The organism is Streptomyces sp. CNT360 (assembly GCF_000424785.1).
The window spans coordinates 169,282-185,931 of sequence record NZ_KE384244.1 but is presented as its reverse complement, the minus strand read 5'-3'; the positions used below and the strand labels follow the sequence as shown (position 1 = coordinate 185,931).

The window sequence follows — 16,650 nt, the reverse complement described above, 5'->3', positions numbered from 1 at the left end:
CATGGCGGCCGAGCACGAGCAGGAGCACGTACGGGTGGCGGTGATCGGCACCGGATTCGGCGGCCTGGGGGCCGCCGTACGGCTGCGCCGCGAGGGAGTGACGGACTTCGTCATCCTGGAGCGCAGGGAGGCTGTCGGCGGCACCTGGCACGACAACACGTATCCCGGGTGCGCGTGCGACATCCCCTCGCACCTGTACTCGTTCTCCTTCGCACCCAACCACGAGTGGCCGCGCAGCTTCTCGCGCCAGCCGGACATCCGCGCCTACCTGGAGCGGATCGCCGACACCTTCGGGCTGCGGCAGCACATCCGGCTCGGCACCGAGGTGCGGCAGATGACCTGGGACGCGGAGGAGCTGCACTGGCGGGTGGAGACCTCCCAGGGCACGCTGACCGCCGACATCGTCGTCTCGGCGACCGGCCCGCTCTCCGAACCCAAGCTGCCCGACATCCCCGGCCTGGAGTCCTTCGACGGCGAGGTCGTCCACTCGGCCACCTGGGACCACGATCTCGACCTGCGCGGCAAGCGGGTGGCCGTCATCGGCACCGGCGCCTCGGCCATCCAGATCATCCCCGCCATCCAGCCGGTCGTCGGCGACCTGACCGTCTTCCAGCGCACCCCCGCCTGGGTGGTGCCGCGCAACGACCGTCGCATCACCAGGGCCGAGCAGAAACTGCACGCCCGCTTCCCCCTCACGCAGAAGCTGCGCCGCCTGGCGCTGTGGAGCTGGCACGAGGTGGAGACACAGGTCTTCGCCAAGCACCCCAAACTCCTGCCGGCCGTGGAGAAGTTCTCCACGCTGCACATGAAGCGCGCGGTCAAGGATCCCGAGCTGCGCCGCAAGCTGACGCCGGACTACCGTGTGGGCTGCAAGCGCACGCTGGTGTCCGACGACTACTACCCGGCGCTCGCGCAGCCGAACGTGACCGTCGTCGACTCCGGTCTGCAGGAGATACGGGGCAACACGCTCGTCTCCGCGGACGGGCGTGAGGCGGAGGTCGACGTGATCGTCTTCTGCAGCGGCTTCCACGTCTCGGACATGCCGGTCGCCGACCTGGTCAAGGGCGCGAACGGGGAGACACTCGCCGAGTCGTGGCGCGAGGACGGGATGAACGCGCTGCGCGGCACGACGACGACGGGGTTCCCCAACTTCCTCTTCGTCATCGGACCCAACACGGGACTGGGCACCAGCTCGATGATCCTGATCATCGAGGCGCAGCTCAACTACCTGATCGACTACGTGCGCAAGCTCGACACCCTCGGCGGCGGCGACAAGGCGGCCCTGGACGTGCGGCCCATCGCCCAGCACACCTACAACGCCAAGCTGCGCGAGCGGATCAGCTCCAGCGTGTGGGAGACCGGCTGCACCAGCTGGTACCTGGACTCCCAGGGCCGGCCCGTGGCCGTGTGGCCGGGCTCCACCGCCGAGTTCCGCAAGATCACGCGAGAGGTGTGGCTGGAGGAGTACGAGGTGCTGCGCCGGGCGGGTGCGGAGGGGACGCCCGCCCGCCGCAAGGCGCCGCTGCTGGCCGGCAGCGTCAACCGGGATGGCGCCGGTGCCTCCCTTGCCGCGGAGGAGTCGCCCGCGGCCGTCTCGGCGCGGGAGGAGGCCCGATGAGCCGGCTGCGCAGCAACCGTTCCGCGGCCGGCGGCCGTACCGCCGCCCGCGGGCCGGGCGGGCTCACCGGACGCTACGCGTCGCCCACGCCCGCGCGCGAGCTGACCGCGCGCTCCGGGGACGGGGTGAGCTTCCCCGTGGAGGTGCACGGGAGCGCGGACGACCCCGCCGTCGTCCTCTCCCACGGCTGGACCTGCTCGACCCTCTTCTGGGCCCCGGTCATCCGCGAGTTGACCGCCACCGGGCACCGCGTCGTCGTCTACGACCAGCGGGGCCACGGCCGCAGCCCCGCCGCCGCGACCCCGAGGGCCTACACCACCGCGATGCTGGCCGACGACCTGTGCGCCGTCCTCGACACCGCGCTGGAGCCGGGGGAGCGGGCCGTGATCGGCGGGCACTCCATGGGCGGCATGACGCTCATGGCCGCCGCCGGGCGGGACCAACTGCGCGCACACGGTGCCGCACTGATGCTGTGCAGTACCGGAGCCGAACACCTGACGGGGCAGGCGCGGGTGCTGCCGTTCCGCTCCGAGCGGATGCGGCACCACGCGCACCGCGCGCTGCTCGGCGCCAGCGCGCCGCTGGGCCCCGTCACCCCGCTGACGCGCAAGGCCCTCGCGTACGGCACGCTCGGGCCCCGGCCCGCGGCCGACACCGTGGAGGCCACCGCGCGCATCGTGCACGCCTGCCCGACAGGTGTACGGGCCGCCTGGGGCGGGGTGCTGGCCGGGCTCGACCTGACCGTGAAGGTGCCGCGGCTCGACGCGCCCACCGCCGTCGTCATCGGCACCCACGACCGCCTCACCCCCCTGCCGCATGCGCACCGGTTGGCCGCGCTGCTGCCCGACTGCACCGGCGTGCACGAGCTGGACGGGCGCGGCCACATGACGCCGCTGGAGGAGCCGGGCACCGTCAGCGACGTGCTCGCGGGGCTCGTCCGCAACCACCTCACCGCCGCGACGACGAAGGAGAAGAGCGCATGAGCCGGGTCAGCCTGGAGGGACAGGTCGCCGTCGTCACCGGTGCGGCGCGTGGGGTGGGGGCGCTGCTCGCCCGCAAGCTGGCGGCGCGCGGCGCCCGGATCGCGCTGGTGGGCCTGGAGCCCGAGGAGCTCAAGAGGGTCAGCGCGTCCCTGCACACCGACTCCGCGTACTGGCACGCCGACGTCACCGACCACGAGGCCATGGCCCGGGTGGCCCGCGAGGTCAAGGACCGCTTCGGCAAGGTCGACATCACCGTCGCCAACGCCGGCGTCGCCACCGGAGGGCCCTTCATGGACTCCGATCCCGTCGCCTGGCGCCGGGTCGTCGAGGTCAACCTGATCGGGGGTGCCGTCACCGGGCGCGCGTTCCTGCCGGTCCTGGCGGAGTCGCGCGGCTACTTCCTGCAGATCGCCTCGCTGGCCGCCATCACACCCGCGCCGATGATGACCGCCTACTGTGCCTCCAAGTCCGGCGTGGAGGCGTTCGCGCACGCCCTGCGGGCCGAGGTCGGCTACAAGGGGGTGGGGGTCGGCGTCGGCTATCTGAGCTGGACCGACACCGACATGGTGCGCGGCGCCGACGCGCACGACGTCATGCGGGACGTGCGGCAGAAACTGCCGTGGCCCACCAACAAGACCTACCCGCTGGGGCCCGCCGTCGACCGCATCGTCGACGGGATCGAGCGGCGCTCGGCCCACGTCTACGGGCAGTGGTGGCTGCGGGGCATGCAGTCGGTACGCGGCTACCTGGGGCCGCTGATCGGCGGGCCGCTCGGGCAGCGCGAGATGAAGCGTGTCGCACCCCGGATCGAGCAGGCAGGCGGGGTGCAGGTGGGTCTGGTGGGCGCGGGCGGCGCGGCCGACGAGAAGGCGCGCGCCGAACGGTGACCGGACGCCGGCGCGAGGCTTGCGCCGGCGGCACCCCGTGCAACACGTCCGGCGGCCTTCCCGCGTGCACGAGTGCCGCGGGGGCCGCCGGACGGTGAAGAAGGGAGAAGAGGCCCTAGCGGTCGCGCTTGTCCTTCATCTCCTCGGCGCGGTCCTGGGCCTTGTCCTTCATCTCCTCGGTCTTCTCGCGGACCTGATCGCCGCGGTCACCGGACTTGCTGTCGGAGCCCTTCTCCTTGGACTTGTTCTGCATCTGCTGCATCTTGTCCTTGAACTGGTCTGCCAGGCCCATCGGTACTCCTCGGGATGTGTGTCCTCACGGGCTCCTTCCACCCTCGCACACCGGTGCGAATGGTGCATTCCGGATGAAAGGGAAGGTCCGGGGCGCGCCGGAGGCCGGTTCCGGGCGTCAGGGACGGGGCGGCAGCGGCGGCCGGGAGCGGTCGGGGACGTCCCGGTAGTCCGGCGGGGTACGGGCCGGATGGCGGGCCAGCAGATCGAGGGCGGTGGCCACCGCCGTGCCCAGCACCGAGCTGCGGCCCTCGGCCCAGTCCAGCGGCGTGCGCAGCACCTCGATGTCCGGGTCGACCCCCCGGTTCTCCACCGACCACCCGTACCCCTCGAACCACGCCGCGTTCATGGGGACCGTGATCACCGTGCCGTCACCCAGCTCGTGGCGGCCCGTCATGCCGACGACGCCGCCCCAGGTGCGGGCCCCGACGACGGGGCCCAGCCCGAGCTGCCGGAACGCGGCGATGATCATGTCTCCGTCGGAGGCGGTGGCCTCGTCCGCGACGGCCACCAGCGGGCCCCGGGGCGCGTTGCCGGCGTAGGAGACGGGCTCCGCGTCGCGGGTCAGGTCCCAGCCCAGGATCGTGCGGGTGAGCTTCTCCAGGACGAGCTCGCTGATGTGCCCGCCCGCGTTGCCCCGCACATCGACGATCAGGGCGGGCCGGGAGACCTCCAGGCGCAGGTCGCGGTTGAACTGCGCCCAGCCGGACCCGCCCATGTCGGGGATGTGCAGATAGCCGCACCGCCCGTCACTCAGCTCCCGGACCACCTCGCGGCGCCTGGCCACCCAGTCCTGGTAGCGCAGCGGGCGCTCGTCGATCAGCGGGACGACGGCGACCCGGCGCGGCCCCTGCTGCTCCAGCGTCAGCTCCACGGTGGTGCCGCCCGCGGCGGCCAGCAGCGGGGCGGGGCCGCTGTGCGGGTCGACGGGGCGGGCGTCGACGTGGGTGAGCAGCGCGCCCTCGCGCACGGGGGAGCCGGCCAGTGGGGAGCGGGCGCGGGAGTCGGAGGAGTTGCCCGGCAGGATGCGGCCGATCTGCCAGCCGCCCTCGTGGGTGCGGACCAGGTCGGCTCCCAAAAAGCCGATCGGCCGCTGGTAGTGCGGCGGCCCCTCGTCGCGCCGGGCGGGGGTGACGTAGGCGTGGGAGGTGCCCAGTTCGCCGAGGACCTCGCGCAGCAGGTCGGCGAACTCGTCGGGCGAGGCGACCCGTTCGACCAGCGGGCGGTACTGCTGCAGGACCGCGTCCCAGTCGATGCCGCTCATTCCCGGGTCCCAGAAGTAGGCCCTGATCAGCCGCCCCGCCTCCGCGTAGGACTGCCGCCACTCGGCGGCCGGATCGACGTCGTGCAGCACCCGGCGCATGTCGACGTAGGTGGTGCTGTCGGAGTCGGCCTGCTGGTCGGCCGGGACGACACGGAGGATCCCGTCGTCGTTGACGACCAGCCGCGACCCGTCGCCGCTGACCGCGAACCAGTCGATGTCGCTGGTCAGTTCGGTGCGCTTGGCGGTGGTCAGGTCGAAGTGCTCCAGCGTGGGGCGGCCGGAGGTGTCGGCCGGGTTGACGAAGGTCTCGCCCAGTGCACCGGAGATGGGGAACCGCAGCCAGATCAGACCGCCCCCGGCCACCGGGTGCAGCGCCGCATACTTGGAGGCCGTCACGGGAAAGGGCGTGACCCGGTTCGCCAGGCCCTCCGCCTCCACGAGCACCGGGGTGTCGGGCCCTTCCTCGTCCGATGTGCCGTCCATCCGGTCCTGCGGGTCGAGGCCCCCGGCGGCGGGGCGGCCCTCGGGGGTCAGGGCGAACGGGGAGAGCGTCGCCGAAGCCAGCGGCACCAGGTAGGGGCGGCAGCCCAGGGGGAAGGAGAGGTCCCCGGTGTGCACGTCGTACACCGGGTCGAAGCCACGCCAGGACAGGAACGCCAGATAGCGGCCGTCCCTGGTGAAGACAGGTTGTTCGTCTTCGAACCGCCCGTCGGTGACGTCCAGGACCGCGCGTTCCCCCTCGGCCGGCTCGGCGATCCTGGCCAGCCTGATGGACGACAGCGACCGCCCCACCCCCGGGTGCGCCCAGGTCAGCCAGCGGGAGTCGGGGGAGAAGGCGGGGTCGCGCACCGGGCCGTTACGGGACCGGACGAGCTCGGTGAGGGGCGCCTCGGGCGCGTCCGCCTCGGGGTCGAGGTCGGGGACGTCCAGGATCAGCAGCCGCCCGTCGTGCGCCACGACGGCCAGCTTCTCCCCGGAGGGGGAGGCCACCAGTTCCAGCACCCGCCCGAGCTGCCCGCCCGCGACCCGGTAGGCGGGGCGCTGCCGGGAGGCGCGGGGCAGGTCGGCGATCTCGACGGCGTCCTCGCCGTCCGCGTCCGTGACGTAGGCGATCCGCCCGGTGCCGCCCAGCATCTCCGGCAGCCGCACCCGCACCCCTGGGGTGTCGGCGATGGCCCGCGCGGGCCCGTCGCGGTGCGTGAGCCAGTACAGGCTGCCGCGGACGGCCACCGCGCTGGCCCGGCCCGTCGGGTCGACGGCCAGCCCGTCCAGATGTGCCCCGGCCGGCACCTGGTAGGGGCGGCGGCCGGTGCGGTGCCCGCCCAGGCGTACGTCGAGCCGCCGCGGGCGGGCCGTGGCGGCGAAGTCGTCGACCAGCCACAGCTCCCCCGCGCACTGGTAGACCACCCGCCGCCCGTCGGTGGCCGCGTGCCGGGCGTAGAACGCGTCGTGGTCGGTGTGCCGGCGCAGATCGGAGCCGTCCGGACGGCACGAGTACAGGTTGCCGACGCCCTCGTGGTCGGAGAGGAAGGCGACGCGGTCACCGACGAGCAGCACCGCGTCCAGGTGCCCCTCCAGCTCGGGCAGCAGCCGCTCACCCTGCAGCCACATCCGCCCCGTGGCGCCGCCGCGGTACCGCTTCCAGCTCGCCGGTTCGTGCGGCGGCGTCCCCGTCAGCAGCAGCGTGCGCCGCTCGCCCTGCTGCTCGGCGACGGCGATGTCGCTGACCGGGCCCCACGGCAGCCTGCTGCCCGGGCACGGCGCGGCAGGACGGTCGGCCGGCGGGCCGTCGGGGCCGTCCACCGGGACGCGGTAGGACCAGGCGCGGTGCGCGAACGGCTCGCCGTGCGAGGCCACGGCCAGGACGTCGCCCTCGGGGGTCCAGCCGCACACCCGGGTGTCGGTGGCGCCCCAGTAGGTCAGCTGCCGCGGGGCGCCGCCGTCCACCGGCACCAGATGCACCTCGGGGTCGAGGCTGCGCCACGTGGTGAAGGCCAGCCGGCGGCCGTCCGGGGAGAAGCGGGGGTGACCGACGCGGGTACGGTCGACGGTCAGCCGCCACGCCCGCCCGGACGCCCGGCCCGCCTCCGGCAGCGGGGCGATCCACAGGTCGTCCTCGGCCACGAAGCAGAGCAGGTCGCTGTGCAGGTGCGGAAAACGCAGGTACGCGCCGTCGTCGATCATCCCTCCCATGGTTCGGGGCGAGTTGGCCGGCAGCAAGTCGTGCCGGACCCCGAGCGGAGCGGAGCAGTGCGCCTTCGAAGCGGACCGCGGCGGCTCACACCCCCCGCAGCAGCGCGGCGAACCCCTCTTCCAGATCGAGCAGCGATCCCTCCGCACCGCCCGGCACCGCCTCGTAGGTGCTCCGCAGGAAGGCCCGCAGCTCGGCGCTGGGGAACTCCAGCACGGCGACGCCCTCCCCGGCGTGCAGCTCGACCACCGTCCGCCGCTGCCCGCACGGGCACACGTGCACATCGCCCTCCCCGGCGGGCCCTCGCAGGCCCTCCGCCAGCAGGTCGCGGGAGAAGGCCCAGGCGACGTCCTCCCCGTCCAGGGAGATCTCGGCGGGGAAGACGAGGGTGACGGCCAGCGGGTCGGCCGTGTCGTAGCGCAGAGCAGGGGTCAGGGGGCGGGTGGCGGGGGGCCGGGTGATCAGCTGGGCCGGCACGGTGCGGGTGATGACCTTGGACACGTCTGCTCCTCTGGGTCGGGGTTCTCCGGATCCGCTCGTCGCTCGGTCCGGGTTGCCCCCTCGCCCTGTCAGACGCGTGAGACGGGCCGTCAGTCACCCGGGAAGCCTGGTGAGGTGTGCCACAGGGGGCGGCGGAGTCCTTTTTGCGTGTTCTTCCTCTTGCAAACCCTTTGCACATGGCCGCTATTCTCAAAAAGCTGAGCCGTTACCGAGCGTGTCGCCCTGACCCGAACGGGCCGTCCTGACCAGCGGAGCGAGAAGCGGAGCGTCCCCATGCACGTACCCGATGGTTTCATCAACGCCCCCGTCTCTGCCGGTACCGGCGTGGTCGCCGCCGTGGCTGTCGCCGTCTCCCTGCGTGGCGCCCGGCGCGAACTCGGCGGCGGGCCGGGCGAGGCGGGGGAACGCACCGCGCCGCTCGCGGGCCTGGTGGCGGCGTTCATCTTCGCCGTGCAGATGCTCAATTTCCCCGTCGCGGCGGGCACCAGCGGGCACCTGCTCGGCGGGGCGCTGGCGGCGATACTTGTGGGGCCGTACACGGGCGTGTTGTGCGTGTCCGTCGTCCTGCTGCTCCAGGGGGTGCTGTTCGCGGACGGCGGGCTGACCGCGCTGGGCACGAACATCACGGACATGGGCCTGGTGACCGTCGTGGTCGCCTACGCCCTCTTCCGCGGACTGCTGCGCGTGCTGCCGCGCCGGCGCTCCACCGTGACGGTCGCCTCGTTCGTCGCGGCACTGATCTCCGTACCGGCCGCCGCGGTCGTCTTCACCGTCGTCTACGCGCTGGGCGGCACCACCGACGTGGCCCTGGGGAAGGTGTTCGCCGCGATGGTGGGCGTGCACGTGCTCATCGGGCTCGGCGAGGCCGTGATCACCGCTGCCACGGTCGGCGCGGTGGTGGCCGTCCGGCCCGACCTGGTGTACGCCGCCCGCGACCGGCTGGCCCCCCGCCTCGAACTGCGCCCCTCCCCACTGGCGGCCCCCGCCGGGGACCCGGCGGCTGCCACCGGGGACGGGCCCGCGGCCGGCGACGCGGTGGCCGCACCCGCGACCGGCGAGGGCACCACCGGCGGGGCCCCCGCAGGACGGCCCGCCTCCGCCCCGGCGCCCGCCCCCCGGCGCCGTTCCGCGCGGCCGCTGTGGGTCACCGGGCTGGTCGTCACCGTGCTGTGTGCGGGCGGGCTGAGCTTCTACGCCTCCGCCAGCCCGGACGGCCTGGAGAAGGTCGCCGCCGACAACGGCATCGACAAGAAGGAGAAGGACCACGCCGCCGCGGACTCGCCGCTGGCCGACTACGGCGTCAAGGACATCGCCGACGCCCGCCTCTCCGGCGGCCTCGCGGGCCTCGTCGGGGTGGGCGCCACCCTGGTGGTCGGCTCCGGCGTGTTCGTGGTCGTCCGCCGGCGGCGCTCCGCGGGGGAGCCCGCCCCCCAGGGGGTGACCGAAACCGGTGGCGCCGCCCCCGGCCGGAGCTAGCAGGCCGGGGCCGGCCCGCGGGGACCTACCGGAGAGACCGACCCGTCAAGCCCCACCGGGGACCGGCGGAGGAAGGGGACGAGGCCGATGGGTGCAGGACATGCGCACAAGCTCTACCGGCACGCGCACTCGCCCGTGCACGCGCTGCCCGCGCACTGCAAACTGGCGGCCGTCTTCTGCTTCGTCGTCCTGGTGGTGGCCACCCCGCGCGAGGCGGTGTGGGCGTTCGCCGGCTACGCGGTGCTGCTGGCGGCCGTGGCAGCAGCCTCCCGCGTCCCGCCGCGCCACCTGCTGACGCGGATGGCGATCGAGGTGCCGTTCGTGGCGTTCGCGGTGCTGCTGCCGTTCGTCGCGGAGGGCGAGCGGGTGACGGTGTGGGGCGTGGCGCTGTCCCAGCCGGGCCTGTGGGGCGCCTGGAACGTGCTCGCCAAGGGCACCCTCGGGGTCGCCGCCTCGGTGCTGCTCGCCTCCACGACCGGGCTGAACGACCTGCTGCTGGGGCTGGCCCGGCTGCGGATGCCGTCGCTGCTGTGCCAGATCGCCACCTTCATGGTGCGCTACGCCGACGTCGTCAGCGACGAGATGCGCCGCATGCGCACCGCCCGCCTCTCCCGCGGTTTCGAGGCGCGCGGCCCGCGCCACTGGGGTGTGCTCGCCAAGTCGGCCGGTTCGCTGTTCATCCGCTCCTACGAGCGCGGGGAACGGGTGCACCTGGCGATGCTCAGCCGCGGCTACACCGGCACCATGCCGCCCGCTCTCGGTGACGGACCCGCCGCCCGGGCCGAGTGGGCCCGTTCGGCGGCGCTGCCGCTCGCCGCCCTCGCGATCTGCCTTCTGGGATGGACCCTGTGACTGCCTCCACGAACGCCCCCGCCACCCCCAAACCTGCCGCCTCCGAGTCCGCCGAGGCCGCCGCGCAGGTGCCCTCACTGGAAGTGCGCGGGCTCGCCTACGCCTACCCCGACGGGCACCAGGCGCTGTTCGGCGTCGATTTGACCGTGGACCGCGGTCAGCGGGTCGCCCTGCTCGGCCCCAACGGCGCGGGCAAGACCACGCTGGTGCTGCACCTCAACGGCATCCTCACGCCGGGCGCCGGCACGGTGACCGTCGCCGGGCTGCCGGCCACCCGGGCGCACCTGCCCGAGATCCGGCGCCGGGTCGGCATCGTCTTCCAGGACCCGGACGACCAGCTGTTCATGCCCACCGTGCGGGAGGACGTCGCCTTCGGCCCTGCCGCCGCGGGGCTGCGGGGCGCCGCTCTGGAGGCGCGCGTGCAGGAGGCGTTGGAGCGGGTCGGGATGGCCGAGCACGCCGACCGGGCGCCGCACCACCTCTCCTTCGGGCAGCGCCGCCGCGTGGCGGTGGCCACCGTGCTGGCCTCCCGCCCGGAGATCCTCGTGCTGGACGAGCCGTCCTCCAACCTGGACCCGGCGGCCCGCCGCGAGTTGGCCGACCTGATCAGGTCGCTGGACCTGACCGTGCTGATGGTCACGCACGATCTGCCGTACGCGCTGGAGCTGTGCCCGCGTTCCGTCGTGCTGAGCGAGGGCGTGCTGGTGGCCGACGGCACCACCCAGGACCTGCTGTCCGACGCGGAGCTGATGCGCGCCCACCGGCTGGAACTGCCGTTCGGTTTCGACCCCCGTTCGGTGACCGCCCCCGTCGCATAGCGCTCCCGGCCGCATAGGACCATGGAGGGCGCGGCGCACGAAAACGCCTCAAGGCGAACAGGCGCCCTCAAGGCGACAGGAGCGGATCAAACGTGGCTGAGGTCGTTCACGGATCGACTGGGGAGCCCGGCGCAGCGGCGGCGGGACCCGGCACGGCGGCTACGGTGCACGGCACGGTGGCGGAGGGGTACGAGCCCGTCCGGGACGCCTTCGTCCGCAACTTCGCCGAGCGCGGCGAGAGGGGCGCGGCCGTGGCCGTGCACCACGACGGGCGCAAGGTCGTCGACCTGTGGGGCGGCACCACCGACCCGGCCGACCCCGGCGCCGCGCCCTGGAGCGCGGAGACCGCCGTCCTCGTCCGCTCGGCCACCAAAGGCGTGGCCGCGGCCGTCCCGCACCTGCTGCACCAGCGCGGACAGCTCGACCTGGACGCGCCCGTCGGCGTGTACTGGCCGCAGTTCAAGGCCGCCGGCAAGGAACGCGTCCTGGTCCGCCACCTGCTGGCCCACCGCGCGGGACTGCCCGCCCCGGACACCCCGCTCACCCCCGAGCAGGCGCTGGACCCGGCCGCCGGGCCGCGGGCGCTGGCCGCGCAGGCGCCCGTGTGGCAGCCGGGGGAGGAGCACGGCTACCACCCGCACACCTTCGGCTGGCTGCTGGCCGAACTGGTACGCCGGGCCGGCGGGGGCCGCAGCCTGGGCCGCTGGTTCGCCGACGAGGTCGCCCAGCCGCTGGGGCTCGACCTGTGGATCGGCCTGCCCGAGGAGGTGGCCGCCGCAGGACGGATCGCCCGGGTCGCCGAGCAGGTGGCGCCGGTGCCGCCCCCCGGCGCGCTGCGGACGCGGCCCAAACGCGCGGTGACCGAGGCCTACTCCGACCCGGACTCCCTGACCCGCCGCGCCTTCGACGCCGTCACACCCCGGCCCGACGAGAACGCTTCCGCCTACCGCGCCGCCGAACTGCCCGCCGCCAACGGCATCGCCACCGCCCGCTCCCTCTCCGCCTTCTACGCGGCCCTGCTGGGCCCGCTGGACGGGGCGCGCCGCCTGTTCACCCCGGCGACGCTCACCCAGGCGCGCTCCCAGGAGTCCGAGGGCCCCGACCGGGTGCTGGTCGTGGGCACCCGGTTCGGACTCGGCTACATGCTGCACGGCCCGGCCTGCCCGATGCTCGGCCCCGGCTCCTTCGGGCACCCGGGACGCGGCGGTTCGCTGGGCTTCGCCGACCCGGAGTCCGCTACCTCGTTCGGTTACGTGACCGGCACCCTGCACCGCTCGGTCACCAGCGACCCCCGCGCCCAGGCCCTGGTACGGGCGCTGCGTGCCGTGACACCGGGGGCGACGCCCAGGTGACGCCGCGGGGGCGCGGGCCCGGACAGGACGGCCCTCACACCACCGTGGCGCCCGGCGCGGGGCCGGCGGTGGGGCGGGCCGTACGGCAGGTGCCGGAGGTCGTCAGGGCGTGGGCGGTGCGGGCGGCGGAGTCCGCGTCGGGCAGCAGGAAGGCGCAGGTCGGGCCCGAACCGGAGACCAGTGCGGCCAGCGCGCCCGCTTCCAGCCCCGCCGTGAGGGTGTCGTTCAGCGCGGGGCGCAGCGAGAGGGCGGCCGGTTGCAGATCGTTGTGCAGGGCGGCGGCCAGCGCCTGCGGGTCGCCGCTTCGCAGGGCCGCCAACAGCGCCGGGGAGGCGGCGGGTTCGGGGACGTCGGAAGCCGCCGAGCCGGTGCCCGCCGCCTCGCGCAGCCGGTCGCACTCGCGGTAGACGTCCGGGGTGGACAGCCCGCCCTCCGCGGCGGCGAACACCCAGTGGAAGGTGCCGCCCACCTCCAGCGGTGTCAGTACCTCACCCCGCCCCTGGCCGAGTGCGGCGCCGCCGGTGAAGCTGAACGGCACGTCCGAGCCCAGCTCCGCACAGAGGGCCAGCAGTTCCTCGCGCGGGGTCTCAAGGCCCCACAGCCGGTCGCAGGCCAGCAGCGCGCCGGCCGCGTCGGCGCTGCCGCCCGCCATGCCGCCGGCCACCGGGATGTCCTTGGCCAGGTGCAGATGGACCTGCGGCTCGAAGCCGCCCCGCCGGGCCAGCAGTTGCGCGGCACGCGCCGCGAGATTGGTGCGGTCCTGCGGCACCAGCGCGGCGTCGGGCCCGGAGACGGTCAGCCGGAACGCCCCGGCGCGGGTGGCGCTGACCGAGTCGTACAGGCCGACGGCGAGGAAGACGTTGGCCAGCCCGTGGAAGCCGTCGGGCCGCAGCCCGCCGACCGAGAGCTGCACATTGACCTTGGCCGGGACGCGAACGGTGACCGTCCCGCCGGGGACGGTGGCTGACTGGGTCACGCGGGCGGCTCCTCGGTGGGACGCAGGGACGGGGGACCGTTCTGGGCCACGGCGGCGAACTGGGCGACGGTCAGGGACTCGCCGCGGGCCTGCGGGGAGACCCCGGCGGCCCGCAGCGCCTCCTCGGCGGCGGCGCCGGAGCCCGCCCAGCCCGCGAGAGCGGCCCGCAGGGTCTTGCGGCGCTGTGCGAAGGCGGCGTCCACCACGGCGAACACCTCCTTGCGGCTCGCCCGGGTGGCCGGCGGGTGGGAGCGCCGCACCAGGGAGACCAGTCCGGAGTCGACGTTGGGCGCGGGCCAGAAGACGTTCCGTCCGATGGCGCCGGCGCGCTTGACCTCGCAGTACCAGGCGGCCTTCACCGACGGCACCCCGTACACCTTGGAGCCCGGCGCGGCGGCCAGCCGGTCGGCGACCTCGGACTGCACCATCACCAGGGTCCGCCGGATGCCGGGGAAGGTCTCCAGCAGGTGCAGCAGTACGGGGACGGCCACGTTGTAGGGCAGGTTGGCGACCAGCGCGGTCGGCGCCGGTCCGGGCAACTCCCGCACCCGCAGGGCGTCCTGGTGGACCAGGGAGAAGCGGCCGGCGCGCTCGGGGAGCCGGGCCGCCACGGTGGCGGGCAGGGCGGCGGCGAGGGTGTCGTCGATCTCGACCGCGGTGACGGCCGCCGCCTCCTGGAGCAGGGCGAGGGTGAGCGAGCCGAGCCCGGGGCCGATCTCCAGGACGACGTCGTCCGCCCCGACCTGGGCGGTGCGCACGATGCGCCGCACCGTGTTGGGGTCGATGACGAAGTTCTGGCCGCGCTGCTTGGTGGGCCGCACACCGAGCGCGGCCGCCAGCTCACGTACGTCGGCGGGGCCCAGCAGCGCACCGCCGCCCGGGGCGTCGGGCGTGGCGGCGGACGGGTCGGAGGGGACAGCGCTCACCGGGCCAGTTTACGGGCGTGCCCCGGCAGCCTCCGCGCCCCGTCGGCGCGGCCTCCACCCGGCCCGCCGTGCACGCTCAGTACCCGAAGGCCCGGGCGGTGTTCGCGGCCACGTGGCGGGCCAGCGCCTCCTCCGGCATGCCCTTGGTCGCGGCCATCGCCCGCAGGGTGACCGGGACGAGATACGGCGCGTTGGGGCGGCCCCGGTAGGGCGCGGGGGTCAGGAACGGGGCGTCGGTCTCCACCAGCAGCAGCTCCGGCGGGGCGACGGCCAGCGCGTCGCGCAGCGGCTGCGCGTTCTTGAACGTGACGTTCCCGGCGAACGACATGAAGTAGCCCGCCTCGGCGCAGACCCGGGCCATCTCGGCGTCGCCCGAGAAGCAGTGGAAGACGGTACGTGCGGGTGCGCCCTCCTCCTGGAGGATGCGCAGGACGTCCGCGTGGGCGTCCCGGTCGTGGATGACCAGCGCCTTGTCCGCGCGTTTGGCCAGCTCGATGTGGGCGCGGAACGAACGCTGCTGGGCGGCCACGCCCTCCTCGCCCGTGCGGAAGTAGTCCAGCCCGGTCTCGCCGACGGCCAGCACCTCGGGCAGCGCGGTGAGCTTCTCGATGCCGGCCAGCGCCTCGTCCAGCAGGCCGTCCCCGCCCTCGGCGGCAAGCCGCGGTGCCTCGTTGGGGTGGAGGGCGACCGCGGCCCACACGGAGGCGAACCGGGCGGCCGTCTCGGCGGCCCAGCGGGACCGCTCCAGGTCGCAGCCGACCTGGACGACCGTCGTCACCCCGACCGCTGCGGCCGCGGCCAGCGCGTCGGCCACGGCCGGCTCCTGCATGTCCAGGTGGGTGTGCGAGTCCGCGACCGGGTGGGCCAGCGGCTCGGGCGGCGGAGGCGGTGCCTGCGCCGCCCGGGCCTTCGCGGCGTTCGTCGCGGTGCTGTGCGAGGTCGCGGAGGGGGGCATACCGGCGATGATAGAGCGCCGGTACGACACCGCTGCCGGTGGCGGGCCCTCAGTCGTGCGGGAGGGCCGCCTCCGCGGTGGAGACCCGGCCGGAGCGCATGATGCGCACCACGTGACCGTCGCAGAAGCGGCAGGTGGGCCGGGTGAGCGGAGAGGGGACGCGCTCCCCGTCGGCGTAGTACACGATCAGGGGTGTGCCGTCGGCGTAGGCGAGATGCCGGATCTCGTAGGCCTGCTCCCAGCCGTGCCCGCACCGCATGCAGGCGAAGGAATACGCTTCGTGCACGGCCTTGTGCTCGGAGTGCCCGGAGTGCCCGGAGTGCCCGGGGTCGTGCACGGGGTCGTGCGGGGTGGTGGCCGGGCCGGTCGGGGACGTGCCGGATGTGCCGGTGCCGCGCTCGTGGTTCATGGCAGCTCCTTTCCTGGGGGCACCGCCCGTCCGGAAACCGGGGGATACGGGGGTACGCCCACCGCCCAGTGCACTCCTCGTATGAGCACACCGGAAGGAGAGCCGGCCGCACTTTCTCTTCGTTTGTGCAGATTTGGGGCGAGCGTCAAGGTTCGGGGCATCCCATGGGCCCGCCCTTTGCCTAACCGCTGCCTTACCGCGCAGCGGCTTTACCCGCGCACCGCCACCCGTGCCCAGGTCAGGCGGGCGGGGGCGGGCCCGCGTTCTTGTGCGCGACCACCGCGTCGAACACCTCCCGCTTGGGCACCCCCGCCGTGCGCGCCACCTCGGCGATGGCCTCCTTGCGCCGCTCGCCCGCCTCCTCCCGCACGGCGACCCGGCGGGCGAGCTCGGCGGCGTCCAGCTCACCCGCCGCCGGTGCTTCGGCACCCCGCACCACCACGGTGATCTCGCCGCGCACCCCCTCGGCCGCCCACCGGGCCAGCTCCCCCAGCGGGCCGCGCCGCACCTGCTCGTACGTCTTGGTCAGCTCCCGGCACACGGCCGCCTCCCGGCCGTCACCGAAGACCTCCGCCATCGCGGCCAGCGCCGCCTGGAGCCGGTGCGGCGACTCGAAGTACACCAGTGTGCGCCGCTCCCCGGCCGCCTCCCGCAGCCGCGCCAGCCGCTCGCCGGGCTTGCGCGGCAGGAACCCCTCGAAGCAGAACCGGTCCACCGGCAGCCCCGAGACGGCCAGCGCCGTGAGCACCGCCGAGGGCCCCGGTACGGCCGTCACCCGCACCCCGCGCTCGACGGCGGCGGCCACCAGCCGGTACCCCGGGTCCGAGACCGACGGCATGCCCGCGTCCGTCACCAGTACCACCCGCGCCCCGCCCGCCAGTGCCTCGGCCAGCTCGGGCGTACGGGCCGACTCGTTGCCCTCGAAGTAGGAGACGATCCGTCCGCCCGGGGCGACCCCCAGCGCCTGCGTGAGCCGGCGCAGCCGACGGGTGTCCTCCGCGGCGACGACGTCGGCGGCGGCCAGTTCTGCCGCGAGCCGCGGCGGGGCGTCGGAGGGGTCACCGATGGGGGTGCCGGCGAGCACGAGCGTTCCAGTCACCCGCCCATCCTCGCAGCGGCGGCGACGCCCCCGAGCACAGCGCCCCCACGAT

15 protein-coding genes are annotated in these 16,650 nt (G+C 74.6%); 7 read left to right on the top strand and 8 right to left on the bottom strand.

The features are described from left to right. Window position 1 precedes the first annotated feature (1 nt). Genes H297_RS38885 through H297_RS0128485 form a run of 3 tightly spaced genes read left to right on the top strand, consistent with a single transcriptional unit; the run spans window position 2 to window position 3,488 of the window. The gene (locus H297_RS38885) at window positions 2–1,618 is read left to right on the top strand and encodes a flavin-containing monooxygenase (RefSeq protein WP_051352251.1); all 1,617 of its coding nucleotides are present in this window, start codon (window positions 2–4) and stop codon (window positions 1,616–1,618) included. Further along, entirely contained in the window at window positions 1,615–2,601 is a 987-nt protein-coding gene (locus H297_RS0128490) for an alpha/beta hydrolase (protein WP_027739830.1), read from the top strand. Before H297_RS38885 ends, H297_RS0128490 begins: the two co-directional genes overlap by 4 nt. Further along, the gene (locus H297_RS0128485) at window positions 2,598–3,488 is read left to right on the top strand and encodes an SDR family oxidoreductase (protein ID WP_027739829.1); all 891 of its coding nucleotides are present in this window, start codon (window positions 2,598–2,600) and stop codon (window positions 3,486–3,488) included. The genes H297_RS0128490 and H297_RS0128485 overlap by 4 nt, the downstream gene beginning before the upstream one ends. A 115-nt stretch (window positions 3,489–3,603) precedes the next feature. Here the strand turns inward: H297_RS0128485 and H297_RS43420 are convergent, their stop codons facing one another. From H297_RS43420 to H297_RS0128470, 3 genes are all read right to left on the bottom strand, one after another. Next, window positions 3,604–3,780, bottom strand: a complete 177-nt coding sequence (locus tag H297_RS43420; protein ID WP_158693759.1) for a hypothetical protein — start codon at window positions 3,778–3,780, stop codon at window positions 3,604–3,606. A gap of 117 nt (window positions 3,781–3,897) precedes the next feature. Beyond that, window positions 3,898–7,236: a S41 family peptidase gene (locus H297_RS0128475; RefSeq protein ID WP_051352250.1), complete on the bottom strand. Its 3,339-nt coding sequence runs from the start codon at window positions 7,234–7,236 to the stop codon at window positions 3,898–3,900. Window positions 7,237–7,321: 85 nt separating this feature from the next. Continuing rightward, window positions 7,322–7,735, bottom strand: a complete 414-nt coding sequence (locus H297_RS0128470) for an SsgA family sporulation/cell division regulator (protein ID WP_027739827.1) — start codon at window positions 7,733–7,735, stop codon at window positions 7,322–7,324. Between the two features lie 273 nt (window positions 7,736–8,008). Here H297_RS0128470 and H297_RS0128465 point away from each other — a divergent pair, with 273 nt between their 5' ends. The 4 genes from H297_RS0128465 to H297_RS0128450 all read left to right on the top strand — a co-directional run bounded on the left by H297_RS0128465 (window position 8,009) and on the right by H297_RS0128450 (window position 12,233). After that, complete coding sequence (locus H297_RS0128465) at window positions 8,009–9,211, top strand: energy-coupling factor ABC transporter permease (protein ID WP_051352249.1); 1,203 nt, start codon at window positions 8,009–8,011, stop codon at window positions 9,209–9,211. Between the two features lie 87 nt (window positions 9,212–9,298). Next, window positions 9,299–10,063 carry a cobalt ECF transporter T component CbiQ gene (gene cbiQ / locus H297_RS0128460; protein WP_027739825.1) on the top strand — a complete coding sequence of 255 codons (765 nt, stop codon included), beginning with the start codon at window positions 9,299–9,301 and terminating at the stop codon, window positions 10,061–10,063. Continuing rightward, window positions 10,051–10,881, top strand: a complete 831-nt coding sequence (locus H297_RS0128455) for an ATP-binding cassette domain-containing protein (RefSeq protein ID WP_078514737.1) — start codon at window positions 10,051–10,053, stop codon at window positions 10,879–10,881. Before cbiQ ends, H297_RS0128455 begins: the two co-directional genes overlap by 13 nt. A 164-nt stretch (window positions 10,882–11,045) precedes the next feature. Beyond that, a complete protein-coding gene (locus tag H297_RS0128450; RefSeq protein ID WP_027739823.1) occupies window positions 11,046–12,233 on the top strand; it encodes a serine hydrolase domain-containing protein in 1,188 nt (395 codons plus the stop codon). 34 nt (window positions 12,234–12,267) lie between these two features. Here the strand turns inward: H297_RS0128450 and H297_RS0128445 are convergent, their stop codons facing one another. The 5 genes from H297_RS0128445 to rsmI form a co-directional block, all read right to left on the bottom strand. Then, a complete protein-coding gene (locus H297_RS0128445) occupies window positions 12,268–13,209 on the bottom strand; it encodes a 4-(cytidine 5'-diphospho)-2-C-methyl-D-erythritol kinase (protein ID WP_027739822.1) in 942 nt (313 codons plus the stop codon). Then, window positions 13,206–14,135, bottom strand: a complete 930-nt coding sequence (rsmA, locus tag H297_RS0128440; RefSeq protein WP_051352247.1) for a 16S rRNA (adenine(1518)-N(6)/adenine(1519)-N(6))-dimethyltransferase RsmA — start codon at window positions 14,133–14,135, stop codon at window positions 13,206–13,208. Before rsmA ends, H297_RS0128445 begins: the two co-directional genes overlap by 4 nt. Window positions 14,136–14,211: 76 nt before the next feature. Further along, on the bottom strand, window positions 14,212–15,090 hold the full coding sequence (locus H297_RS0128435) for a TatD family hydrolase (protein WP_027739820.1): 879 nt from the start codon (window positions 15,088–15,090) through the stop codon (window positions 14,212–14,214). Between the two features lie 49 nt (window positions 15,091–15,139). Further along, a complete protein-coding gene (locus H297_RS38880; RefSeq protein ID WP_486589704.1) occupies window positions 15,140–15,499 on the bottom strand; it encodes a hypothetical protein in 360 nt (119 codons plus the stop codon). 238 nt (window positions 15,500–15,737) lie between these two features. After that, complete coding sequence (gene rsmI, locus H297_RS0128425; RefSeq protein ID WP_027739819.1) at window positions 15,738–16,598, bottom strand: 16S rRNA (cytidine(1402)-2'-O)-methyltransferase; 861 nt, start codon at window positions 16,596–16,598, stop codon at window positions 15,738–15,740. Window positions 16,599–16,650: the final 52 nt, after the last annotated feature.

Excerpts from the sequence above, each read along its gene's own strand:
- H297_RS0128485 (WP_027739829.1), top strand. The coding sequence starts at position 2,598 with ATGAGCCGGGTCAGCCTGGAGGGACAGGTCGCCGTCGTCACCGGTGCG.
- cbiQ (WP_027739825.1), top strand. The coding sequence starts at position 9,299 with ATGGGTGCAGGACATGCGCACAAGCTCTACCGGCACGCGCACTCGCCC.
- H297_RS0128435 (WP_027739820.1), bottom strand. The coding sequence starts at position 15,090 with ATGCCCCCCTCCGCGACCTCGCACAGCACCGCGACGAACGCCGCGAAG.
- H297_RS0128465 (WP_051352249.1), top strand. The coding sequence starts at position 8,009 with ATGCACGTACCCGATGGTTTCATCAACGCCCCCGTCTCTGCCGGTACC.
- H297_RS0128490 (WP_027739830.1), top strand. The coding sequence starts at position 1,615 with ATGAGCCGGCTGCGCAGCAACCGTTCCGCGGCCGGCGGCCGTACCGCC.
- H297_RS43420 (WP_158693759.1), bottom strand. The coding sequence starts at position 3,780 with ATGGGCCTGGCAGACCAGTTCAAGGACAAGATGCAGCAGATGCAGAAC.
- H297_RS38885 (WP_051352251.1), top strand. The coding sequence starts at position 2 with ATGGCGGCCGAGCACGAGCAGGAGCACGTACGGGTGGCGGTGATCGGC.
- H297_RS0128475 (WP_051352250.1), bottom strand. The coding sequence starts at position 7,236 with ATGGGAGGGATGATCGACGACGGCGCGTACCTGCGTTTTCCGCACCTG.
- H297_RS38880 (WP_486589704.1), bottom strand. The coding sequence starts at position 15,499 with ATGAACCACGAGCGCGGCACCGGCACATCCGGCACGTCCCCGACCGGC.
- H297_RS0128455 (WP_078514737.1), top strand. The coding sequence starts at position 10,051 with ATGGACCCTGTGACTGCCTCCACGAACGCCCCCGCCACCCCCAAACCT.